We start from the raw sequence: 21980 nt of genomic DNA, 5'->3' as shown, positions 1-21980 counted from the left end.
GTGCCGGTCTTGCGATCGGCAACAGGTGCGACGGGGCGCGTGTGTCCCTGCGTGCCGAGGCGGGTGTAACTCTTTGAAAACGTCGCTGTTCTGTCATGCATTCTTGTGCAGCATGCGCGACGCAAGCCGGATATTCGGCTTCGAACGCTTCAACCTCCAGTCATTTCATTCATGCCAGAACACACACATTCCCGGTTCGTTGCGCTTCACCCCTCGACGCCTACGCGGCGGCAGTTTTCCGGGTACCTCGCCGGGTCCGGGCTGCTCGCGCTGGCCGGGTGTGGCGGGGGCGGCGGCGGCAATGCGGCGGTCGATCTGCCGCGCATCACGGAACAGCCTCAACCGCAAGCCGTCGCGGCCGGTGCGAGCGCGACCTTCCGCGTGCAAGCCGTGGGCGTGGACCTTCAGTACACCTGGCGCCGGAACAGCGTCGATATTCCCGGCGCGTCTGCCAGCGTGCTGCAATGGACGGCGAGCGCGGCGGATGACGGCGCTCGCTTCTCGGTCGTCGTCGGCAATGCGGCGGGCCGGGTGGAGTCGCAGCCCGCGCTGCTGGCCGTGTCCATCGGAGCAACGGCAGGCCTGTCGGTGGTGGCCGGGGCCATCGGGGGGGCCGGCTACCTGGACGCCACCGGTGCGGCCGCCCGACTGACGAATCCGTTGGCTATCGCGCGCGGGCTGGCGGGCGACGTGTACGTCGGGTGTGGCTATTCCCTGGCCAAAGCCTCTGCGGATGGCAGCGTCCGATTCCTGGGCGAACTCCCGTACGGTGCCATGGCCTGCAACAGCAAGGGCGAGTTGTTCACCTGCATTCCCTTTGACCATGGCGTGCACCGGCTGGTCGAAGCGGGCACGCCGACCTGGGTGCGGGTGGCAGGCGATCCGGCGGGCAACCCCGGATGGGTGGACGGGGGCGCGGCCGAATCGAGGCTCTCATTTCCCACCAGCCCCGTGTTTGACGAGCAGGACAACCTGTACCTGCTCGACTCCGGCAACCGGGCCATCCGCAAGATCTCGGCGACGGGCCAGATCAGCACCCTGGCGGGGCATCCCGGCAATACGGTCTCGTTAGACGGGCAGGGAACCGCTGCAGGGTTCGCGTTGCCCCTGGCGCTGGTCCGGCTGCGGGACGGCACCCTGCTGGTGGCGGATGGCAGCCGCTGGCGCAAGGTCACCCCGTCGGGCGCCGTCAGCACGCTGGCAGGCTCCGTGCCCGCCGGCATCGTGACCCGGTCATTGCGCGCAGGGCCGGACGACCGCCTGTTCGCTGTCGAAGGAGGGGGTACTCAGGGCACGCGCGTGGTTCAGGTCGAACTGCAGGGCACGGTGAAGCCCATTGCAGGAACCCTGGAGGCCGGATACGTCGAGGGCGCGGGCGCCGATGCGCGGTTCGGCGCCAATGCCTTGATCGATGTGCTCGGAGACGACCTGCTGGCGCTGGCGGACATGGACAACCATGTGGTGCGCAAGGTGCAGGTCTCGTCCGGTCAGACGTCTTCATGGATCGGTGCGGCATCCAATGCGGCTCAGCGCAATGGTGTCGGCGAGCAGGCGCGCCTGACCGACGTCTCGGCCGGCTGCAGGGATGCCGTCGGCAACGTGTACCTGCTGCAGCGCACCCGGCGCGAACTGCGCCGGGTGGAGCCCGGCGGCTCGGTCACGACGCATTTTGAAAATTTCCCGTCCGACGGCGCGGTGGTGATGGACGCTGCTGGCTATTTTTATGGTGTGCGCAACCGCGCCATCTACCGCGTGTCACCGTCGGGCGTGGAGCAACTGTGGGCCGGGCAACCGGGCCTTCTGGGCTATGCCGACGGAGTCGGTGCCGACGCGCAGTTTGCGAGTCCCCGCGGCCTTGCCCTCGACAGCCAGGGCAACCTGTGGGTGGGAGACGAGCCGGCCCCGCTAATGGGGAACCCATTGGCGCCCACGGTCGGCTACCAGTTCGGTGGCACCATCCGCAAGATTGCCCCGGACCGGCGCGTGACCACGGTGTGCGGCGTGCCGGGCAAGCAGTACGACTTTGCCGAGGCACGTCCGCTGATCGAGGCCCGGCGCACGGGCGTGCCGGCGGTTGATCTGTTCATCTCGCCGCGCAGCCTTGGTGTGGACGCGTCGGGTCGCGTCTGGATCGTGGACGATGGCGACGTGCTGTGCTACTCGGCAACCGGAACCTTCCAGTTCCGGCTGGCGCTGCAGCCCGCTGGTGCGGCGCCCGCCGCTGGGCCCGCCAGGATGCTGGCGCTCAGCCCGTCGGGCGAGGTCTACGTCGTGTGCGCGGGAATCGATCTGCGCAGCGGCTGGACGCTCTGGCGGGCGGTGCTGTCAGGCGCCGGGTGGGCCAGCACGCGCGTGGCTGGATCCTCCGAGCCCTATCGGCTGGGGATTCAGGCGGGGGCCTTGCCAGGTACGCTGGGGACCGTGCAGGCCCTGGTCTGGACCGGCCCGGCGACGGTGCACATCAGCTCGGAGAATGCGCTGCTGCGCCTGTCGCACCCGGTGTGAACGCTGGTTGGTCCGGCGCGGTGCGGAGGGCGGATGCCGTCAGCGATCCGCCCACGCACCCCCGCACGATCAGCACCTGCGCCGCGAAGTAGGTGCCCAGCACCCACACCTGCGCCATCGGCAGGGGCTGCACGAAGCGGTTCGTGGCCAGCAGGGCGTCGCTGAGCATGAACAGGCCGGCGCCGATGGCGACCATGCGGGACGCCGGGTCGCGCAGCACCGTGCTGCGGCCGATGGCCTGGGCGGCCATCAGCGCGATGACCAGCACATAGGCTGCGACCGGGCCGCGCAGGCCCGGCGGCAGGCCCCCGGTCCACAAAAAGGCCAGCATGGCCGCGCCGATCGTGAGCGTGGCCACCAGTGCACCGCGGTGCGGGAACCAGCGCTGCCCGCGCCGCAGCAGCGCCAGGTAGGCCAGATGCGCCAGCAGAAAGCTGACCAGGCCCGGCACGAAGAAGCCATTGAACATCAGCAGCACATCGCCCGCGAGCGACGCGGTCAGTCCGAGCAACAGCCAGCGCGGTGAAAAATGCGGGTCAAAACCGGCCTTTCCGCTGGTTGGTATTGATTTTGTTGCTACATAAATGATGGCAATAACCAGCGTCAGCGGCTTGAACACCCAATGCCACTGCAGCAGGCCCAGCGCGCTGGTGGCGGTGGCCAGTGCGGCGCTTTGCACCATCAGGGCCAGCAGCCAGTGCAGCCGCCCCTGCATCATCGCGCCCAGGGCCCACTGGGCCGCCAGCAGCGTGGCAAACCACACGGCGTTGTGCGCCAGCGGCGCGCGGTCGGCCTGCCACAGAAAGGCCGCCACGCCGGCCAGCATCAGCGCAAACTGCACGCCGGCCCACCACTGCAGGCCGCGGGCCAGGGGCGGCTCGTAGCGCTGCACGTCGGCCAGCGAAAACGCCGGCTTGGGAAAGCGCTCCGCCACGTCGGCAGGCCGCCAGCCCGGCGGCTTGACCCAGACCTTGAGCTTGTCGCCCCAGCGGCGCGCATGCCAGCTGTCGTGCGCCAGCCCTGCGTACACCTGGGCGTTGGCCCACAGCGGGTCCCAGCTGTTGAGCAGGCCGCGCGTGCCGTACACGCATTTTTCGGTCTCGTCCTCGTCCTTGAAGGTGCCGAAGATGCGGTCCCACACGATCAGGATGCCGCCGTAGTTCTTGTCCAGATACGCGTCGTTCACGGCATGGTGTACCCGGTGATTGCTGGGGCTGCAGAACCAGCGGTCGAACCAGCCCAGCCGGCCGACCTGCTCGGTGTGCACCCAGAACTGGTAGAGCAGGTCGATGAGGGCGACCGCGGCAAACACCAGCGGCGGCACGCCGGCCAGCGCCATGGGCACGTAGAAGATCCAGCCCAGCAGCGCGCCCGAGCTGGTCTGGCGCAGCGCGGTACTCAGGTTGTAGTCCTGGCTCTGGTGGTGCACCGCATGCGCGGCCCACAGCACGGCCACCTCGTGGCCCATGCGGTGCAGCCAGTAGTAGCAGAAGTCGTAGAGCAGCAGCGCCAGCAGCCAGCCGGGCAGACTGGTCCAGAACGCGTCGTTGCGCCACAGCGCCACATGCTCGAACAGCGCGGTGTAGATGCCGATGCGCAAGAGCCGCGTGAAGACGGCGCTGGTCTGGCTCAGCATTCCCAGGCTGATGCTGCTGATGGCATCCGCCAGCCGATAGGTGTTGCGCTGGCGCCGCCAGCCCACCGCCAGCTCGATGGCGATCAGCAGGAAGAACACGGGGGTGGCGAGGACGATGATTTGGCTGGGGCTCATGGCAGAGAACGAGAAAAGGCTCAGTGATTCTTGCCCTGATCGGTTCGGCGTCCCTATGGCATCAACCCTCATGGGCCGCTCTATCACCCTCCGTCCTCCCAGTGGAGATTCGGCTTGCTGATCTGCCAGCCCGCTAGCCGGTCAAGGCGACTTCCGCCTGCGCGGACCGTGCGACGTCCGCAAAACCTCGCCCGTTCAACCGATCAAACTCCGGCCGCCCATGGCGTGGCGAGAGCAGATGAGCGCATCGCGACAACCGTGCACCGCCTCAGGGGGGGGCTCTAGGGTAAGTACGGACTGCATTTGAATTGTCAACGTATACATTATTAAATTCAAAAGTGAATGCACTGATTGATACTTCGCCATGCTCTTTGATTCGCAGCCGATTTCTTCCTTAGGGCCTCTCGATGAGGTGGCCTGGACAGGCATGGATCTCCACCGTCCTGAGTGCGTGCTCACCAATGCGAAGGGCGACATTTACACAGCTGATTGGCGCGGCGGTGTGGCCCACATCCATCCCCATGGCGGCCAAAGCTTCTACCCTGCGCAAGCTGTGGATGGAGAAGTGCTCAAGCCCAACGGCATCGCCTTGCTGCGCGATGGCAGCTTCTTGTTGGCGCACCTGGGGGCGGAGCGCGGCGGCATTTTTCACCTGAAGCGCAACGGCATCACCGTGCCCTGGCTGCGGCAGGTGGGGGGCGTCGAGCTGCCGCCCTGCAACTTCGTGGTCGAGGACGCTTCAGGACGATTCTGGGTGACGGTCAGCACCCGCCAGTCACCGAGGGCGCTGGGCTACCGCAAGTCCTGCAATGACGGCTTTGTCGTGCTGGTGGATGCCAAGGGTGCACGCATTGTTGCGGACGGCCTTGGCTACACCAACGAATGTGTGGTGGATCGCACCGGCCAGTGGCTCTACGTGAATGAAACCTTCACGCGCCGCCTCTCGCGTTTTGCCATCCGGGCGGACGGCAGCCTGGGTGAAAAGGAAGTGTTTGCGGAGTTTGGCGCGGGCACGTTCCCCGATGGGGTGGTGCAAGACGCTGACGGAGGCTTTTGGGTGACAAGCATTGTCAGCAACCGCGTGATTCGCGTATCCCCCGAGGGGCGGCAGGAGGTATGGCTGGAGGACAGCGATCCGAACCACCTGGCTTGGGTGGAGGCAGCCTATCAGGCCAACGAAATGGGACGCCCTCATCTGGACGATGTGAAGTCCCGCCATTTGCGCAACATTTCCAGCCTGGCCTTCGGTGGCGCCGACATGCGCACCGCTTATCTGGGCTGCTTGCTGGGCGATGCCTTGCCCACATTTCGCATGCCGGTTGCCGGCCATCCTCCCATCCACTGGAGCTACCCATGACACGCGCCACCGCCGCTGATTCCGCAAGCCTTTCCATGGTCGATGCTGCCTACCGGGATATGCACCGCCGCATCCTGGACAACATTTGGGCCCCGGGCTACCAAGCACTGGAGCAGGAGATCGCACTGCAACTGGGCATGAGCCGCACCCCGGTGCGGGAGGCACTCATTCGGCTGGAGAAAGAGGGTCTGGTGGCCGTGATCCCGCGCAGAGGCATGCGCGTGTTGCCGGTATCACCGACGGACATGTGCGAGATCTATGAAATTCTTGGCGCTCTGGAGAGCGCCGCCGCCGAAAAGCTGGCTGCGCGCAAACCCACCGATGCGGAGCTGGAGCCTCTGCTGGTCGCTACGCGTGATATGGAGAAAGCGCTGGCTGCAGACGATCTGGATGCCTGGGCCAAAGCCGACGAAAGCTTCCACGAACAACTGGTCACCATGGCTGGCAACAAGCTGCTGGCGGATGCCGTGTTCAGCCACTGGGACCGCGCCCACCGGGCCCGGATGTTCACCCTGCGTCTGCGGCCAAAACCCGTCAACTCCACCCAGGAGCACATGGCGCTGGTAGAGCGCCTGCGCGAGGGTGACGCAGCTGGTGCGGCGGCCGTCAACCGTGAGCACCGCCAGCGCGCGAGCCGCGAACTGCTTTCCATCTTTGAACGCTTCCGCCTGCAGCAGATGTGAAGCGACCCCACGACATTCCTCATCCCACATCGACACCATGGAATCCAGTTACCACATTGCCGTGCTGCCCGGCGACGGAATAGGCACCGAAGTCATGCGCGCCGCCGAGCAACTGATCGTGGCACTCGAGTCGCGCATAGGCGTGCGTTTTGCCATGGAATACCAGCCTGCTGGCGCGCAGCATTACCTGGAGCGCGGCGTGGCTCTTCCTGAGTCCACCCTCAAGGTGTGCGACAAGGCCGACGCCATTCTGTTTGGTGCCATGGGCCTGCCGCATGTGCGCGGCACGGATGGCACTGAAATCATTCCTCAGCTTGATCTTCGTTTTCATTTCGATCTCTATGCAGGGGTACGGCCCATTCGAACCTTCAAGGGCCTGCCCACGCCCCTGAGCAACCCCAAGGCCCAAGACATCGACTTCGTGCTGGTGCGTGAAAGCACCGAGGGCCTGTTCTATGCCCGCGGCCGAGGCGACGTACGCCAAGCGGATGGAGTGACCAGCGAGGTGTACGACACCATGAAGATCACGCGCCAAGGCACCGCGCGCATCTGCGAATTCGCCTTCAAGCTTGCCCAGCGGCGGGCCGCCACCAAGGGCCGCAGCGCAAGAGTGACCAACGTCGACAAGGCCAATGTCTTCTCGTCCATGGCCTTCTGGCGCGGGGTGTTCAGCGAGGTAGCCCTCAAGTACCCGGACGTAGCCTCCGACCACGCCTACGTGGACGCCATGGCGCTCAATCTGGTCATGAAACCGTGGACGTACGACGTGATGGTCACGGAGAACATGTTTGGAGACATTCTCTCTGACCTGATTGCCGCCTTGGTGGGCGGCATGGGCATGGCGCCCTCGGGCGATATTGGCGACCGGCACGGGTTGTTCCAACCGGCGCACGGAACGGCGCCAGACATTGCCGGCCAGGGCAAGGCGAACCCCACGGCCATGATGCTTTCCGCCGCAATGATGCTCGATTGGCTTGCGGATCGTGCGGGAGACCCGCGTTTGGCGGACGGTGCAGCGCTGATTGAAAACGCCGTGGAACAGGTGTTTGCGGACGGCAGCGTGCGCCCCATGGAGTTCGGAGGCCCTCATGGCACGGCGGAGGTTACCCGCGCGGTGGTGGCCGCGCTGATGAAGACCTCGGCCAAGGTGTGATTCATGACATCGTTGAACTCCTCTGCCAGCGCGATGACCGTGCGCCGCCGCATTGCGGTGGTGGGGTCGGGCTTCTTCAGCCAGTTCCATCTGGAGGGTTGGACGGGCCTTGCAGACGCGCAGTTGGTAGGTCTGTGCGATGCCGATGTTCAGAAGGCTGAGTCCTTGGCGCGGCGATTTGGCATTCCACGCACTTTTACGCGCGTGGAGGACATGCTGAATGCGGTGGCGCCGGACGTGGTGGATGTCGTCACCCCTCCGGCGAGCCATGCCGAGGTGCTTGGGGCCGTGTTTGCGCACCGCCTGCCGGCCATCTGCCAAAAGCCGTTCGGATCCAACTATGCAGAAGCACTGGTGCTGACCGCGCGTGCGCGCGATGCGGGACAGCCTTTGGTGGTGCACGAGAACTTCCGCTTCATGCCCTGGTTCCGCGAAGCCCGTCGGCTCATTGACTCGGGCGCCCTGGGGGCGTTGCACAGCATCAGCTTCCGCTTGCGGCCTGGCGATGGCCAGGGGCCCCGCGCCTACCTGGATCGCCAGCCGTATTTTCAGACCATGCCCCGCTTGCTCGTGGTGGAGACCGCCATCCATCTCATTGACACCTTCCGCTTCCTGATGGGCGAAGTGACTGCCGTGTACGCCCGGCTGCGCCAGCTCAACCCCGTGATACAGGGCGAAGATGCAGGCCTCATCACCTTTGAGTTTGAAGGGGGGAGCGCCGGACTGTTTGATGGCAACCGCCTGAACGACCACGTGGCCTCCAACCCGCGCCGCACCATGGGCGAGATGTGGCTGGAAGGCTCGGCAGGCGTGCTGCGGTTGGATGGCGAGGCGCGCCTGTGGTGGAAGCCCCATTCAGGCCCCGAAACGGAGCACATCTATCACCGGGGCACCGAATTGAGCTTTGGCGGTGGAGCCTGCGCCGCTCTGCAGAGGCACGTGCTGGACTGCCTGGCCACCGGCACGACGCCCGAGAACACAGCCTCGGACTATCTCTACAACCTGCGCGTGCAGCAGGCGGTCTACGCCTCGCATTCTCGCGGTCAACGCATCGTTCTCAGCGAGTTCGATCCATTGGAGCCCATTCCGGCACCTTTCACACCATTCAAGCACAAGGAGACAGCATGACAGCCAAAAAAAATCTCGTTCGCTTTTCGTTTGTCCTGGTGGGCGCGGCCTTCGCTGCGTTTGCGCAGGCGCAAACGGTGCTGAAGTTCAGTCACACCGATCAGCAGCAGGGTGCTCGCCATGCGGCGGCTCAGGTATTCGCCAAAAAGGTGGAGGAATACACGCAGGGGCGCTACAAGGTTCAAGTGTTTTGTTGCAGCCAGCTGGGCAACGATCCCAAGAACATCGAACAAATGGCCTTGGGTGGCATTGACTTCACGGTGTCTTCCACGGGATCGTACGCGCCACACATTCCATCGCTCAACCTCACCATGCTGCCTTTCATTCTGGACAGCTATGAGCAGGGCTGGAAGTTCTACGACGAGTCCAAGTGGTTGAAGGAGCAGTTCGACAAAGCTCCTTCCAAAGGTTTTCGGTTTCTGGCCACCTGGGAGGCGGGTTTTCGCAGCATGACGACCAAGGACGCGCTCAGTAGTCCGGAAGACGCCAAAGGAAAAAAGCTGCGCACCTTCCCCAATGAAATGATGCGATGGACTCTGGAGGCCATGGGGTTCGGCATTCAGATCATGCCGTTGCCGGAGGTCTACCTGGCGATTCAGCAGGGAGCGGTGTCGGGGCAGGAGAACCCGATCGACACCATCTACTCCAACAAGTTCTACGAAGTGGCGCCCAACGTCACGCTGACCAATCACGTGTACAGCCCCATCCCGCTGGCCATCTCCGAGAAGACATGGCAAAAGCTGTCTCCGGCTGACCAACAGGCCATCTCCAGAGCCGCCACGGAGACCGCACCGTTCGCCCGCCAGATGATCAAGGAGAACGACGAGAAGATGCTGGCCGACATGTCGGCCAAGGGCGCCAAAGTCAACCGCAAGCCGAACGTTGACGCATTCCGCAAGGCCGTGGACCCCGTTTACGGCAAAGCGCGCGAAAAGTACGGCGCCGACGTAGACGCGGTGCTGGCGGATGCTGCGGCGATCCGCAAAGCCGTTAAATGACGGAGGAGCGCGCGTTATGAGTGACACCTCCCTGGACCATCTGTCCCACGAGGCGCCGCTGCGGCCTACCCCGGTACCTTTGCCCCTCCCGCTGTATTGGCTCGGCAAGGTGGTGGACGGCTCGGTGATCTGCATCGGCGCGTTCATGATTACTCTGGTTTTTGTCAACGTCGTGCTGCACGCATTCGGCAAAGACCTCGCGTGGGTCACTGAACTGGGTGAACTGCTGATGGTGTGGGTCACATTCTTGGGAGGTGCCTCCGCAGCCCAGCGTGGGGCACACATGACCATTACGGAATTCCTCGACAAACTTGACCCCGCTGGCCGTCGCCTGGCGGATATGGCAGTGCAACTGGTGTGCCTGGTGGTGCTGACCTTCTTGTTGTACTACGGCTGGCGGATCGTGGCCGAGAGCTGGAACAACACGCTCACGACCCTGCTGTGGCCCATGGCATGGCAGTACATGCCTTTGCCGCTGGGTGCAGGTCTGATGCTGGTCTTCACCGCATGGGACTTTGTGCTGACCCTGCGTGGCGTGCCACGCGACCATCGCTACCCCGCGGACGAGTAACCCTCAAGAGCATCCCAACATGTTGTCCCTCGTCATCTTCTCCTTGTTCTTCGTACTGGCGCTCGCGGGTATTCCGCTCATGTATGCGCTGTTGGCAACGACCTTGGGTGTCATCGCAACGTACGGCATGTCGCACCCGTTGGAGACCATTTTTCTCTCGTTCATTGGAGGGGTGGAGCCCTTCATTCTGATTGCGGTACCGCTGTTTGTCTTTACCGGCGAGCTGCTGGCGCAGGGCGGTGTAGGCGCCCGCATTGTGGACTTTGCCAAGGTACTTTTCGGCTGGCTGCCGGGCGGCCTGGGTGTGGTCACCGTGGTGTCGTGCTTGCTGTTTGGAGGGGTCTCGGGGTCGGCGATTGCCGACACCGCAGCCATTGGATCGCTGGTGATCCCTTCCATGGTGGCACGCGGCTATTCGCGCGGCTTTGCAGCGGCGCTGTTGTCGGTGGCAGGCACGCTGGCGCTGCTGATGCCTCTGTCCATCCCGTTTCTGGTCTACGCCTTCGTGTCAGGCGTGTCCATGCGCACCCTCTCCATGGCCGGGCTGCTGCCCGCACTCGTCTCGGCAGCGGCGCTGATTGCGGTGTGCATGTGGTACGGCAAGAAGACGGGCTGCGACAACGGCGACCGCCGCGCCTCGTTCAAGGAGATCTGGGCAGCGACGCTGTCCGCAGGTCCGGCGCTCATCATGCCTGTCTTCATCGTGGGCGGAATCTGGTCGGGCTATTTCACGCCCACCGAGTCAGCTGCGGTGGCTGTGGTGTACGGCTTGGTGGTCTCCATGTTTTTCTACAAGGATTTGAAGTGGGAGCAGATCCCGAAATTGCTGCTCAAGGCTTTCATGACCAGCGCCACGGTGATGCTGGTGATCGGAGCTACGGGCGCGCTGGCCTGGCTCATCACGGTAGAGCAGGTGGCCCAACAATTGGCGGACTGGGTGGGATCCGTGGCGCACCAGAAGTGGGTGTTCCTCATCATGCTCAATGTGGCTCTGGTGCTTTTAGGCATTTTCATTGAGCCGCTACCGGCATTGCTCATGGCGGCCCCCTTGTTTTTGCCGCTTGCCATGGCTTTCAAGATCGATTTGGTCCACATGGGCGTCATCATGACCGCCAATCTCGCCATCGCGCTGTACACCCCGCCCGTGGGGGGGACGCTTTTCGTAGCGGCAAAGTTGGCGAAAGCGGGAATCGGCGAAATTACAAAACACCTGTGGCCGCTGATGGCAGCAACCTTCATGGTCGTGCTGCTCATCACCTATGTGCCCTGGCTCACCTCATGGTTGCCGCGCCTGATTGCGAGCTTGGGTTGAGCCGCTTGACTTTCCGGGGGCGCAACGGGGCCCTCGGGCGCAAACCATCACTTTCCAGCATCGAATCAAGTAGCACCATGGTCATCGTCACTGTCACTTTCCATGTCAAGCCCCCGCACCTCGCGAAATTCCTGCCTGCCATGCAGGCCAACGCGCGAGACTCCCTGGCGAATGAGCCCGAATGCCACCAGTTCGACGTGTGCGTGGCGTTGCACGAACCCTCACACATCTTCCTCTATGAGGTCTATGAGTCTGCGGAGGCATTCCAGGCGCACTTGGCCATGCCGCACTTCAAAACATTTGACGCCTTGACTGCTCCTTGGGTGGAGAGCAAGACGGTTCAGATCTATGAACGCGTGTAGCGGGTTGCACTGCGAGTTACCGAGCATGCAGTCGTGTGCTCAAGCCCTTGTCGGGGCTGCAGCTTTGCTCCCACCTGCCAAAGGTTTTTTGTGAGCCCCATTTTCTTTGCACCAAAGGTATTTGCCATCGCCGAGCCGCCGATGGCCCTCCTGATCTGAGCCGTGAAAGACCTCTCACGACCTGCCCTGTTGACAGCGCGCTCGCTGGCGCGCCGTATTCAATCTGTGGAGACCCACGATGCCAAAACCACCTGCCGGCCCGCTGTTCTTGCGTTGCGTCATTCTGGCCACTTGGCTGGCTGCCATTCCGCTCCACACGCTGGCCAAGGACCTCGTCATTGGCCAGGTGGCTCCGTTTGGAGGCCCGCTGGCAGTGTCTGGGCGCGACTTCAACCTGGGAGCGATGATCGCGTTCGATGAGATCAACGCCGCCGGCGGTGTCTCTGGCAACCGGCTCCGGCTTGTTTCGCGCGATGACGGCTATCGAAGCGCCGAGACGGTGCGCTTGGTGGAAGAGTTGATCGAGCAAGAAGCGCCTGTCGCATTGATCGGAATGTGGGGCGCCGAAAACATCGAGGCAGTGCTTCAAAAAGACCTTCTGGAGAAGGCCGATTTGCCTGTGCTGGGTGTGCGTTCGGGCAACGCGGCCCTGCGCGCCAAAGGCGCACTGTTCCATGTGCGAGCCAGCTACCGTGACGAAGTACAGCGTATCTTGGACCAGATGCACACCATGGGCTCGGAGCGCGTGGCCGTGATCTACGAAGACACCGACTTCGGCCGCGAAGCCTGGGCCGACGCTCAGGCGGCCTTGGCCAAGCGCCAGATCACACCCGTGGCGGTGGCTATGCAGCCGCGCAATGATCTCAAGGTGGAAGCGACAGTAAAAAAAATAGTCGCTGCGGCGCCGCAGGCGGTGCTGTTGGTTAGCAACACGCCCGTGGCAGGGGCGATGGTCAAAGGTCTGCGCGCCAAGAATCTGCCCGCTTTCGTCTTCGCCACCTCTACCGTAGACGCGGAGCAACTGGTGGCCCAACTGGGCGCAGAAGCCTCCGGCGTCGCAGTTGCTCAGGGGGTACCCAACCCGTACAAGGCCACGGCGCCGATTGCCATGGACTTTCGCCGCCGCATAGCCTCGCTGGGAATCGACCCAGCCCGTGCCAACTTTGCTTCGCTGGAGGGCTACATCGTCGCTCGCATCTTGGTTGAGGGCCTGCGCCGCTCGGGCAAAAATCCGCAGCGCAAGGATCTGGTTCGTGGGCTGGAAAGTCTTCGCCGCACTGACCTGGGGGGCTTTGTCGTGGACTTCGGACCCGGCCAGCGTGAGGGGTCACGCTTTGTGGACCTCTCACTCATCGGCACCGATGGCCGCATTCGTCAGTAAACGCAGGAGGCAGGCATGATGCAGGTGACTCGCTCTTTGTTTTTGAGCCTGGGATTCGCTGGCGCGCTGTTGCTAGGCGGTCCAGCTTTCTCCCAGGCGGGGGCCGAGGCTCGCGTCCTCAAGCTCAACCACACCGACACACCTTCGGGAGCCCGCCATCAGGCCGCTGAGCTGTTTGCCAAGCGCGTGGAGGAGCTCACTCGCGGCAAATACCGCGTGCTGGTGTTCCATTCCGGCCAACTGGGCAACGATCCGCAAAGCATCAAGGCCGTGGCCGAGGGCCGGCTTGATTTCACCGCCAGTGCCACCGGCAGCTTTGCGAGCTTGGTGCCCGAGCTCAACCTCACGGCCCTGCCCTACCTGGTGGACAGCTATGAGCAGGGCTGGCGCCTCTATGACAGCTCGCCATGGCTGCATAAGCAGTTCGGCAAGATGGCGGCCAAAGGCGTACGCCACGTGGCCACCTGGGAGGCAGGCTTTCGCAGCTTCACCACACGCTCGCCCATGACGCGGCCTGCAGACGCTGCGGGCAAGAAAATGCGTGTCTTTCCCAACGACATGATCAAGTGGATCATGGAGTCCATAGGCTATGAGCCGGTGGTCATCCCTGTCACCGAGGTCTATGCCGCCATTCAGCAGGGCCAGGTTGAGGGGCAGGAAAATCCGATAGATACGATACGCGCCTTGCGTTTTCATGAGGTGGCACCCCATATCGTGCTCACCCAGCATGTGTATAGCCCATTGCCTTTTGTGGCTTCCGAGGCACTATGGACAAAGCTCAGTGCGGCCGAGCGCGACCAATTCAGCATTGCCGCACGCGAGGCTGCCACACTGTCGCGCAGGCTAGTGAAAGAGGCCGACGAGCGCAACCTGGAAGCCATGGGGCGTGCGGGAGCCAAGGTCATACGCCCCGACCTGGCAGCCTTTCGCAAAGTGATGTCTGGCGTGTATGCGCGGGCCGAGAAGGTGTATGGCGCAGACGTGCAGGCCATTCTGAAGGATGCCCGAAGCGATAGCGTTGCGGCAGGCCGGTGACAGTCACGGCCGCCAGCGAACGGGGGAAATTGCGATGACCGTGAATGATGAGCGACGTATGGACTAGCGTGGGTGGCGGGTCCTTTTTGGAGGGAGTGGCGCCACGCAGCATGCCGTGTTCATCGACGCTGTTGGCGTATCGCCGCGCAATGCCGGGGGAAGGGCAGCAGGGCCACGGCAGGCCGCAGACGGCGGGCTGGCCGGCGTGGCACATGGCACGCGCCCCATGCACAGATACCACGTGGATCCAGACAACACAGTGTGCACGAAAGCGAGCTGCGCCGACTCGCGCACGTCGCGCGCACGGCCAGCGTCCTTGGTCCGTCCGTCGGCCGATAGTGAGTTGCAAGGGTTCAGGAATGCGTCTCGTCGCGCGCGGCCTGGCTGTCCAGGTGCTGGGTGTCTGCCCAGCCCACCAGGCTCAGGCCGTCGGGCGTCCACAGCAGGCGGTTGATGGCCGCGTTGGCCAGTTGCCAGGTGCGGGGCGCCTGGATGTCCTGGCGCGTGGCCAGGCGGTACAGCACGTCCAGCACGCCGCCGTGGGCCACCATCACCACCTGCTCGCCCACATGGCGCTCGGCCAGCGCGCTCACCGTGCGCTCGATGCGTTCGCGCAGCGTGACCAGCGATTCGCCGCCCTCGGGGGTGTAGTGCGGGTCGCGCTTGCGCCAGCGGCGGGCATCTTCGGGCAGCTCGGCCTCGATCTCGGCAAAGGTGCGGCCCTGGAAGTGGCCGAAGCTGCGTTCGCGCAGGCCCGTGTGCGGCGTCAGCGGCGCCCCTGTGGCGCGGGCCACGGCCTGGGCCGTGGCGTGTGCGCGCTGCAGGTCGCTGGTGTAGATGGCGGCCACGGGCTCGTCGGCCAGCGCCCGGCCCACCTGTTCGGCCTGCCACAGGCCGGTGTCGTTCAGCGGAATGTCGAGGTGGCCCTGGATGCGGGTGTCCACGTTCCAGGCGGTCTCGCCGTGGCGGATGGCAACGATGCGGGTGGCTTGCATGCAGTGGGGGCTTTCAAGAGAACGGGCCGCGCGGTGCCACAACCCTGGCAGGGGTCAGCGCGGTGCTGCGGAGGGCGTGACGGTGCCGGGCACGGCGGGCACAGCGGGTGAGAGGGGCAGCCGCACCTGGCGGGCACCCTGCGGCGGTGTGGGAAAGCCTTGCAGTGCGGCGTCCAGCAGCACGCCGTACACGGCCGGGTCGCTGACCCAGACATCCTCGTGCACGGCCGAGGTCTCGTACACCACGGCCTGCGTGCGGGCGTCGCGCATCACCAGGCTCACGGCGCGGCGGTGCAGTGGCGTGGGGCCGCCCATGCGCCACAGGCCGCCCACCCCCCAGCCCCGCCCGTGCCAGCCGCCCCAGGCCCAGGGGCCGTGCATGCCGTAGGGTCCGTAGGGCGCGTCCCAGGGGTCGAGGCGCGGAACGGTGTCGGCCTGCAGGCCCAGCTGCACCAGCACACCGGGGGCCGCGTCGTCGCGGCGCAGGCCGGCACGCGCCAGCGCCTGATCCGCCAGAGCGGCGATGCTGTCGAAGGAGGGGGTTTGCTGGGAGGGCAGGCGCTCCAGCCGGTAGGTCGCAGGGCTGGGTACGGCGTTCAGGGTGGTAAAGCTCTGAACCCGCCCATCCACCACGCGGGGAGTGCTGCAGCCAGCCAGCAGCGCGGCGGCTGCCACGGCCAGGGCCACGCAGGCAAGCCGCAGAAATCGGGGCATGTGCACCTCGAAGGGCAGCAACGCCGTGGATGTAAGAGACGAGGGTGTCAGGGCGGTGTGTGTGAGCGATGTCATGGCAGGGGCTCCTCCGGGCTGCGGGGCGGGCTCAGCTTTGCAGCCGGTGTGGCTGCCGCCTGGGGCCCGCGCCGTGGTGTTGGGAGTGCCGCCACCTGCGCGAGGTTCACGTCAATTGCACCACCTGAACACCTGGTAACAACGACAGCGGCGCGGGCGCGGCGAACTCTTCCTTGTCGAATGCCTTGTCGCCGTTCTCGTTCGCCTCGCCGGTGGCCCGGGCGTTGCGGAAGTCGTAGAGCCCGCCGTCCAGCAGGTGCGACGGCACCACGTTCTGCAGCGCGGTGAACATGTTCTCGACGCGGCCGGGGAATTTCTTCTCCCACTCGCGCAGCATCTCGCCCACCTGCTTGCGCTGCAGGTTCTCCTGGCTGCCGCACAGGTTGCAGGGGATGATGGGGAAGTCGCGGTGCGCCGACCAGCGCGCGGTGTCCTTCTCGGCCACATAGGCCAGGGGGCGGATCACCACATGCTTGCCATCGTCGCTCACCAGCTTCGGGGGCATGCTCTTCATCTTGCCGCCAAAGAACATGTTGAGCAGCAAGGTCTGCAGGATGTCGTCGCGGTGGTGGCCCAGCGCGATCTTGGTGCAGTCCAGCTCATCGGCCACGCGGTAGAGAATGCCCCGGCGCAGGCGGCTGCACAGGCTGCAGGTGGTCTTGCCCTCGGGGATCAGCTTCTTGACGATGCTGTAGGTGTCTTCGTTCTCGATGTGGAAAGGCACACCGGTGCTGGCCAGGTATTCGGGCAGCACATGTTCGGGGAACCCGGGCTGCTTCTGGTCGAGGTTGACGGCCACCAGGTCGAAGTGGATGGGCGCCCGGGCTTTGAGCTTGAGCAAAATGTCCAGCAGCGTGTAGCTGTCCTTGCCGCCGGACATGCACACCATGACCTTGTCGCCCTCTTCGATCATGTTGAAGTCCACGATCGCCTTGCCGACCTCACGGCACAGGCGCTTTTCGAGCTTGTGGGTTTCACGCTCGATCTTCAGGTCGTGGCGCGGTGCGGCGGCGGAGGGGGCGGCGGCCACGGTGGGGGATTCGGCTTCTGTCCAGGCGGTACTCATCCGCCAATTGTCTCATTCCCGCCGTTTTGTCGGCAGCGGCGGGTGGGGCTCACCACTGCCCGGTTTCCATCCGGATGGCCACTTCGCAGTCGTCAAAAATTTCCAGCTTGGCAATCTTCACGCGCACGCCGAGCACGCCGGGCAGCTGCATCAGGCGGTGGGCCAGCTTGCCGATCAGGGTCTCCAGCAGGTTCACGTGCTCGGCCGTGCACTCGTCGATGATGATCTGGCGCACCTTGCGGTAGTCCAGCACATGGCTGATGTCGTCGTCGTGTGGCAGCAGGGGCTGCAGGCCCTGGTTCAGCTCGGCATCCACCTGGATGGGCTGGGGGGCGGTGCGCTCGTGGTCCAGGATGCCCAGGTTGGCGTCAAAGCGCAGGCCGGTGAGCGTGAGGATCTGGGTGCCGCCCGGAGTGTCGTCCATGGGTGAAGGTGCTTTCTGCTGGAGCCTGCGCTCACATCAAAGAAAAATCGCGGTCAAACTTCATCAGGTGCTGGCCACCGTCCACCAGCAGCGTGGTGCCGGTGATGGACCGGTTCTCCAGCGCGAACTTCACCGTGCTGGCCACATCGTCGGCGGTGGACGAGCGGCCCAGGGGCGAGAGCGCATGCAGCTGGGCGAACCGTTCGTCGCTGAGCATGTGGCTGGTGAGCGTGAGGCCCGGCGCCACACCCACCACGCGCACGCGCGGCGCCAGCGCCATGGCCAGCATGGTGCCTGCGGCTTCGAGCGCCGCCTTGGAGAGCGTGTAGCTCACAAAATCGGGGTTCTGGTTCCAGAGCTTCTGGTCCAGCAGGTTGACCACGGCGCCCTGCGCGCTGGCCTCGCCCGCCGCTGCGCGGTCGCTCAGGTGCCGGTGCAGGGCCTGGGCCAGCAGCACCGGCGCGGCCGTGTTGCTGCGCACGTGTTTCTCCAGCGCGGCAAAGCCGAAGGTCTCGGCGTTGTCGTGCTCGAACAGCGAGGCGCTGTTGACCACCGCATCCACGCGGCCGTAGTGCTCCACCACGCGGGGCAGCAGGCCGCGCACGGCGGCCTCGTCCTCAAAATCTGCATCAAAAAGGGCGCTACCGCTTGTCATTGCTGTGCAGGCAGCTACGGTATCCATAGCATCCTGCTGTGACGAGCGGTAGTGCACGGCCACCTGCCAGCCGCCCGCCGCCAGCGCCAGCGCGATGCTGCGGCCCAGGCGCCGGGCGGCGCCGGTGACCAGCACGGTGCGGGCAGGGGAGGGTGGGGGCGTGGAGACCATGTGGGGGACAATGCGGGCCGTGACCCAAAGACCCGACAGTTTAACGACCGCCCTGCACCGGCACATCGCCCAGGCCATCGCCGCCGAGGGCGGTTGGCTGGGGTTTGACCGCTTCATGGCCCTGGCCCTTTACACCCCCGGCCTGGGCTACTACGCCAACGACTCCACCAAGTTCGGCACCATGCCCGCATCGGGCAGCGACTTTGTGACCGCGCCCGAGCTGACCCCGCTGTTCGGCCAGACGCTGGCCGCGCAGGTGGGCGAAGCGCTGGCGCACACCGGGACCGACGAGGTGTGGGAGTTCGGCGCGGGCTCGGGCGCGCTGGCGCTGCAGTTGCTCGACACGCTGGGCGACCGCGTGCAGCGCTACACCATCGTCGACCTGTCGGGCAGCCTGCGCGCGCGCCAGCAGGCCCACCTGGTGGCCCACGCGCACAAGCTGCGCTGGGTGGATGCGCTGCCCGAACAGTTCAGCGGCGTGGTGGTGGGCAACGAGGTGCTGGACGCGATGCCGGTGCAGCTGCTCGCCCGCCATGGCGGGCGGCAGGGCGGCAACGACGGTGACGGGTGGCACGAGCGCGGCGTGGTGGTGGCCGAGGACGGCCGCTTTGTCTGGGCCGACCGTCCCACCCCCCTGCGCCCGCCGGTCGACATCGAGGGCCCGCACGACTACCTGACCGAGATCCATGCCCAGGGCGAGGGCTTCATGCGCATGCTGGCCGACCGGCTCGTGCGCGGCGCGGCCTTTCTGCTGGACTATGGCTTCGGCGAAGCCGAGTACTACCACCCGGAGCGCCACATGGGCACGGTGATGTGCCACCAGGGGCATCTCGCCGACGGCGACCCGCTGGTGGACGTGGGCCGCAAGGACATCACCGCCCACGTCAACTTCACCGCCATGGCGCTGGCGGCGCAGGAGGCCGGGCTGCACGTGCTGGGCTACACCACGCAGGCGCATTTCCTCATCAACTGCGGCCTGCTGCCCGCCATGGAGCGGCAGCCGCAGGCCGAGCGTGCAACGGCGGCCAAGCTGATCATGGAGCATGAAATGGGCGAGCTGTTCAAGGTGCTGGCCGTGGGCGCAGGCGATCCGTGGGAGCCCATGGGGTTTGCGCGGGGAGACCGGTCGCACCGCTTGTAGAGCGTGGGATTTTTTGCTATTGAAAAGTGAGCTGTCAGCGCTTTGTGGATAAGCGCTGAGGCCTGTTTTTGCTTGAATTTTCTGGGCTTGGCAGGCTCAGCCCGGGCGGTCGGACGGTGAGCGCGCCAGATCAATGCCCGCCGCCAGCGTCAGCTCTGCGCCAGCGTCAGCCCGTCGCTGCCGTCCTTGAGCCCTACCCCCGTCAGCGCAAGGCGCCGCGCCTCGCGGCACAGCCACCACAGCCGCGCGGCCGCGGCGGTGGGCGCCAGCCCTTCGGTCCGCACGTTGGAGATGCAGTTGCGCTCGGCATCGCTGCGCCCCACCTGCGGGTGCCAGGTCAGGTAGATGCCCAGGCTGTCGGGCGCGCTCAGGCCCGGCCGCTCGCCGATCAGCACCGCCACCAGGCGCGCGCCCAGCAGCGCGCCCACTTCGTCGCCCAGCGCTACCCGCGCCTGCCGGGCGATCACCACCGGGCCGATGCCCCAGTCCGCAGGCGCCTGTTCGCAGATGGCCGCCACCAGCGGCGGCGCATGCCGCGCCACGGCCAGCGACGACAGGCCGTCGGCCACCACCAGCAGCAGGTCGATGGGGGCGCGGGGCTCGGCAGCGCCCGCGCCCAGCGCGTGCGCATCGGCGTCGCACAGCCGCCGGCCCAGGTCCGGGCGCAGCAGATAGGTCGGGCGGTCGTGCGCGGCGCTGTGCACCTGCAGCGTGCTGCACCCCTGGGCCTGCAACTGCGCGGCCAGGCCTTCGGCGTCCAGCGGGATGTGCACGGCGTCGCGCGCCTGCGCATGGGCCAGCCCAAAGCGCAGCAGCTCGGCCGTGGGCAGGGCGGCGCCCGTACGGCCCAGGGCCAGGCGGGCCTGCGTGTGGGCGCGCAGGTCGCTCCAGGGGTCGGGTGGAATGGCAGGGGCGGGTGCGGGATTCATCGGCAGCCTCGGGGTGGTGTGGTGCGCTCGGGCGGCTGTTCAGGGCGACACCTTCAGCCGTCGCATCTGCGCCAGCGCCGGGTGGTGCTCGGTCGCCTGCAGCAGCCGCCCGTTCTCGTCCGTGATGTGCATGCGCTCCAGCCAGGCTGCGAACTCGGGCGCACAGCGCAGCCCCAGCAGGTCGCGCAGATAGAGTGCATCGTGGAACGAGGTGCTCTGGTAGTTGAGCATGATGTCGTCCGCCCCCGGCACGCCCATGATGAACGTCAGGCCCGCCGTGCCCAGCAGGGTCATCAGCGTGTCCATGTCGTCCGAGTCGGCCTCGGCATGGTTGGTGTAGCACACGTCGCAGCCCAGCGGCACGCCCAGCAGCTTGCCGCAGAAATGGTCTTCCAGCCCCGCGCGGATGATCTGCTTGCCGTCGTACAGGTATTCCGGCCCGATAAAGCCGACCACCGTGTTGGTCAGCAGCGGCGCAAACGCTCGGGCCACGCCGTAGGCCCGCGCCTCGCAGGTCTGCTGGTCCACGCCGTGGTGCGCGTTGGCCGAGAGGGCGCTGCCCTGGCCGGTCTCGAAATACATCACGTTGTCGCCGATGCCATCCTCCCCAAAATCTGCGCCCCGGCGCAGCGACAGGGCCGCTGCGCGCGCCTCCTGCAGCAGCGCCAGCGTGATGCCAAAGCCTCGGTTGGCCGCCTCGGTGCCCGCGATGGACTGGAACACCAGGTCCACCGGCGCGCCGTGCTCGACCATGCGCAGCGTGTTCGTCACATGCGTCAGCACGCAGCCTTGCGTGGGGATCTGCAGCGAGGCGATCACCTCGTCCAGCATCTGCACCAGTCCCGTGAGTGCGGCGACGCTGTCGGTGGCCGGGTTCACGCCGATCACCGCGTCGCCCGCGCCGTACAGCAGCCCGTCGATCATCGACGCCGCGATGCCGCGCAGGTCGTCCGTGGGGTGGTTGGGCTGCAGCCGCACGGCCAGGCGGCCGGGCAGGCCGATGGTGTTGCGAAAGCGCGTGACCACGCGGCACTTGCGCGCCACCGCGATCAAATCCTGGTTGCGCATGAGCTTGCTCACGGCGGCGGCCATCTCGGGGGTGATGCCGGGCGCCACGGCGGCGAGCGCGGCGCTGTCGGTCTCGTGCGCCAGCAGCCAGTTGCGGAAGTCGCCCACGGTGAGGTGGGCGATGGGCGCAAACGCCGCGGTGTCGTGCGTGTCGACGACGAGTCGGGTGACCTCATCGGTCTCGTAGGGAACGAGCGCCTCGCTCAGGAAGCGGCGCAAGGGCACGTCGGCCAGGCACAGGCGAGCGGCCATGCGCTCCACGGCCGTGGTGGCGGCCACGCCGGCCAGCACATCGCCCGAGCGCAGGGGCGTGGCCTTGGCCAGCATGTCGCGCAGGCCGCCGAACTGCCAGCGCTGGCCGCCCAGGATGACGTGATCGCTGCCTGCCATGGGTGGAAGAGGGTGTTCAGAAGTCGGGTGCGGAAATGAGCGATGGGCTGCAAGTGCCGTGCCACATTCTCGCGTGCCGCGAGATCCTGTGCACCT

General features: G+C 65.7%; 20 protein-coding genes. 12 read left to right on the top strand and 8 right to left on the bottom strand.

The window, feature by feature from the left end:
* Positions 1–171: 171 nt before the first annotated feature.
* Positions 172–2505 carry a hypothetical protein gene (locus ACOQFS_RS06495; protein ID WP_421562081.1) on the top strand — a complete coding sequence of 778 codons (2334 nt, stop codon included), beginning with the start codon at positions 172–174 and terminating at the stop codon, positions 2503–2505.
* Here ACOQFS_RS06495 and ACOQFS_RS06490 read toward each other — a convergent pair.
* Positions 2462–4276 carry a lysoplasmalogenase family protein gene (locus tag ACOQFS_RS06490; protein WP_421562080.1) on the bottom strand — a complete coding sequence of 605 codons (1815 nt, stop codon included), beginning with the start codon at positions 4274–4276 and terminating at the stop codon, positions 2462–2464. The genes ACOQFS_RS06495 and ACOQFS_RS06490 overlap by 44 nt on opposite strands.
* Positions 4277–4703: 427 nt before the next feature.
* Between ACOQFS_RS06490 and ACOQFS_RS06485 the strand changes: the two genes are divergently transcribed.
* From ACOQFS_RS06485 to ACOQFS_RS06440, 10 genes are all read left to right on the top strand, one after another.
* On the top strand, positions 4704–5633 hold the full coding sequence (locus ACOQFS_RS06485; RefSeq protein ID WP_421562079.1) for an SMP-30/gluconolactonase/LRE family protein: 930 nt from the start codon (positions 4704–4706) through the stop codon (positions 5631–5633).
* Positions 5630–6316 (top strand): GntR family transcriptional regulator, encoded by a 687-nt coding sequence (locus ACOQFS_RS06480; protein WP_421562078.1) that lies wholly within the window; start codon positions 5630–5632, stop codon positions 6314–6316. The genes ACOQFS_RS06485 and ACOQFS_RS06480 overlap by 4 nt, the downstream gene beginning before the upstream one ends.
* Positions 6317–6353: 37 nt before the next feature.
* Entirely contained in the window at positions 6354–7469 is a 1116-nt protein-coding gene (locus tag ACOQFS_RS06475; protein WP_421562077.1) for an isocitrate/isopropylmalate dehydrogenase family protein, read from the top strand.
* A 3-nt stretch (positions 7470–7472) separates the two neighbouring features.
* Entirely contained in the window at positions 7473–8597 is a 1125-nt protein-coding gene (locus tag ACOQFS_RS06470) for a Gfo/Idh/MocA family protein (RefSeq protein ID WP_421562076.1), read from the top strand.
* Positions 8594–9595: a TRAP transporter substrate-binding protein gene (locus tag ACOQFS_RS06465; protein WP_421562075.1), complete on the top strand. Its 1002-nt coding sequence runs from the start codon at positions 8594–8596 to the stop codon at positions 9593–9595. Before ACOQFS_RS06470 ends, ACOQFS_RS06465 begins: the two co-directional genes overlap by 4 nt.
* Before the next feature lie 16 nt (positions 9596–9611).
* Positions 9612–10166 carry a TRAP transporter small permease gene (locus ACOQFS_RS06460; protein WP_421562074.1) on the top strand — a complete coding sequence of 185 codons (555 nt, stop codon included), beginning with the start codon at positions 9612–9614 and terminating at the stop codon, positions 10164–10166.
* A complete protein-coding gene (locus ACOQFS_RS06455) occupies positions 10126–11478 on the top strand; it encodes a TRAP transporter large permease (RefSeq protein ID WP_421562073.1) in 1353 nt (450 codons plus the stop codon). Before ACOQFS_RS06460 ends, ACOQFS_RS06455 begins: the two co-directional genes overlap by 41 nt.
* Before the next feature lie 77 nt (positions 11479–11555).
* Positions 11556–11840 carry a putative quinol monooxygenase gene (locus ACOQFS_RS06450; protein WP_421562072.1) on the top strand — a complete coding sequence of 95 codons (285 nt, stop codon included), beginning with the start codon at positions 11556–11558 and terminating at the stop codon, positions 11838–11840.
* 238 nt (positions 11841–12078) lie between these two features.
* A complete protein-coding gene (locus tag ACOQFS_RS06445; RefSeq protein WP_421562071.1) occupies positions 12079–13221 on the top strand; it encodes an ABC transporter substrate-binding protein in 1143 nt (380 codons plus the stop codon).
* A gap of 15 nt (positions 13222–13236) precedes the next feature.
* Entirely contained in the window at positions 13237–14256 is a 1020-nt protein-coding gene (locus ACOQFS_RS06440; protein WP_421562070.1) for a TRAP transporter substrate-binding protein, read from the top strand.
* Positions 14257–14609: 353 nt separating this feature from the next.
* Here the strand turns inward: ACOQFS_RS06440 and ACOQFS_RS06435 are convergent, their stop codons facing one another.
* The 5 genes from ACOQFS_RS06435 to ACOQFS_RS06415 all read right to left on the bottom strand — a co-directional run bounded on the left by ACOQFS_RS06435 (position 14610) and on the right by ACOQFS_RS06415 (position 18356).
* Positions 14610–15251 (bottom strand): histidine phosphatase family protein, encoded by a 642-nt coding sequence (locus ACOQFS_RS06435; RefSeq protein ID WP_421562069.1) that lies wholly within the window; start codon positions 15249–15251, stop codon positions 14610–14612.
* Positions 15252–15305: 54 nt separating this feature from the next.
* Positions 15306–15965, bottom strand: a complete 660-nt coding sequence (locus ACOQFS_RS06430; protein WP_421562101.1) for a DUF4136 domain-containing protein — start codon at positions 15963–15965, stop codon at positions 15306–15308.
* Between the two features lie 181 nt (positions 15966–16146).
* Positions 16147–17106: a tRNA 2-thiocytidine(32) synthetase TtcA gene (gene ttcA, locus ACOQFS_RS06425; protein WP_421562068.1), complete on the bottom strand. Its 960-nt coding sequence runs from the start codon at positions 17104–17106 to the stop codon at positions 16147–16149.
* A gap of 49 nt (positions 17107–17155) precedes the next feature.
* Entirely contained in the window at positions 17156–17530 is a 375-nt protein-coding gene (locus ACOQFS_RS06420; RefSeq protein ID WP_421562067.1) for a dihydroneopterin aldolase, read from the bottom strand.
* Between the two features lie 31 nt (positions 17531–17561).
* On the bottom strand, positions 17562–18356 hold the full coding sequence (locus ACOQFS_RS06415; protein ID WP_421562066.1) for an SDR family oxidoreductase: 795 nt from the start codon (positions 18354–18356) through the stop codon (positions 17562–17564).
* Between the two features lie 10 nt (positions 18357–18366).
* Between ACOQFS_RS06415 and ACOQFS_RS06410 the strand changes: the two genes are divergently transcribed.
* Complete coding sequence (locus tag ACOQFS_RS06410; protein WP_421562100.1) at positions 18367–19497, top strand: class I SAM-dependent methyltransferase; 1131 nt, start codon at positions 18367–18369, stop codon at positions 19495–19497.
* Between the two features lie 149 nt (positions 19498–19646).
* Here ACOQFS_RS06410 and eutC read toward each other — a convergent pair whose 3' ends face one another.
* Positions 19647–20426, bottom strand: coding sequence for an ethanolamine ammonia-lyase subunit EutC (eutC, locus tag ACOQFS_RS06405; RefSeq protein WP_421562065.1), 780 nt, complete (start codon positions 20424–20426; stop codon positions 19647–19649).
* Between the two features lie 39 nt (positions 20427–20465).
* Entirely contained in the window at positions 20466–21884 is a 1419-nt protein-coding gene (locus tag ACOQFS_RS06400; protein ID WP_421562064.1) for an ethanolamine ammonia-lyase subunit EutB, read from the bottom strand.
* Positions 21885–21980 lie beyond the last annotated feature (96 nt).

This window comes from Paracidovorax sp. MALMAid1276 (assembly GCF_049198005.1).
Lineage (GTDB): Bacteria > Pseudomonadota > Gammaproteobacteria > Burkholderiales > Burkholderiaceae_C > Acidovorax.
The sequence above is the reverse complement of the archived record's forward strand: the minus strand, read 5'-3'. Positions and strand labels throughout refer to the sequence as shown.

Coding starts and splice junctions, on each gene's coding strand:
- ACOQFS_RS06430 (WP_421562101.1), bottom strand. CDS start 15,965: ATGCCCCGATTTCTGCGGCTTGCCTGCGTGGCCCTGGCCGTGGCAGCC.
- ACOQFS_RS06470 (WP_421562076.1), top strand. CDS start 7,473: ATGACATCGTTGAACTCCTCTGCCAGCGCGATGACCGTGCGCCGCCGC.
- ACOQFS_RS06435 (WP_421562069.1), bottom strand. CDS start 15,251: ATGCAAGCCACCCGCATCGTTGCCATCCGCCACGGCGAGACCGCCTGG.
- ACOQFS_RS06410 (WP_421562100.1), top strand. CDS start 18,367: ATGCGGGCCGTGACCCAAAGACCCGACAGTTTAACGACCGCCCTGCAC.
- ACOQFS_RS06445 (WP_421562071.1), top strand. CDS start 12,079: ATGCCAAAACCACCTGCCGGCCCGCTGTTCTTGCGTTGCGTCATTCTG.
- ACOQFS_RS06465 (WP_421562075.1), top strand. CDS start 8,594: ATGACAGCCAAAAAAAATCTCGTTCGCTTTTCGTTTGTCCTGGTGGGC.
- ACOQFS_RS06450 (WP_421562072.1), top strand. CDS start 11,556: ATGGTCATCGTCACTGTCACTTTCCATGTCAAGCCCCCGCACCTCGCG.
- ACOQFS_RS06490 (WP_421562080.1), bottom strand. CDS start 4,276: ATGAGCCCCAGCCAAATCATCGTCCTCGCCACCCCCGTGTTCTTCCTG.
- ACOQFS_RS06415 (WP_421562066.1), bottom strand. CDS start 18,356: ATGGTCTCCACGCCCCCACCCTCCCCTGCCCGCACCGTGCTGGTCACC.
- ACOQFS_RS06480 (WP_421562078.1), top strand. CDS start 5,630: ATGACACGCGCCACCGCCGCTGATTCCGCAAGCCTTTCCATGGTCGAT.
- ACOQFS_RS06475 (WP_421562077.1), top strand. CDS start 6,354: ATGGAATCCAGTTACCACATTGCCGTGCTGCCCGGCGACGGAATAGGC.
- ACOQFS_RS06460 (WP_421562074.1), top strand. CDS start 9,612: ATGAGTGACACCTCCCTGGACCATCTGTCCCACGAGGCGCCGCTGCGG.
- eutC (WP_421562065.1), bottom strand. CDS start 20,426: ATGAATCCCGCACCCGCCCCTGCCATTCCACCCGACCCCTGGAGCGAC.
- ACOQFS_RS06420 (WP_421562067.1), bottom strand. CDS start 17,530: ATGGACGACACTCCGGGCGGCACCCAGATCCTCACGCTCACCGGCCTG.
- ACOQFS_RS06440 (WP_421562070.1), top strand. CDS start 13,237: ATGATGCAGGTGACTCGCTCTTTGTTTTTGAGCCTGGGATTCGCTGGC.
- ACOQFS_RS06400 (WP_421562064.1), bottom strand. CDS start 21,884: ATGGCAGGCAGCGATCACGTCATCCTGGGCGGCCAGCGCTGGCAGTTC.
- ttcA (WP_421562068.1), bottom strand. CDS start 17,106: ATGAGTACCGCCTGGACAGAAGCCGAATCCCCCACCGTGGCCGCCGCC.
- ACOQFS_RS06495 (WP_421562081.1), top strand. CDS start 172: ATGCCAGAACACACACATTCCCGGTTCGTTGCGCTTCACCCCTCGACG.
- ACOQFS_RS06485 (WP_421562079.1), top strand. CDS start 4,704: ATGGATCTCCACCGTCCTGAGTGCGTGCTCACCAATGCGAAGGGCGAC.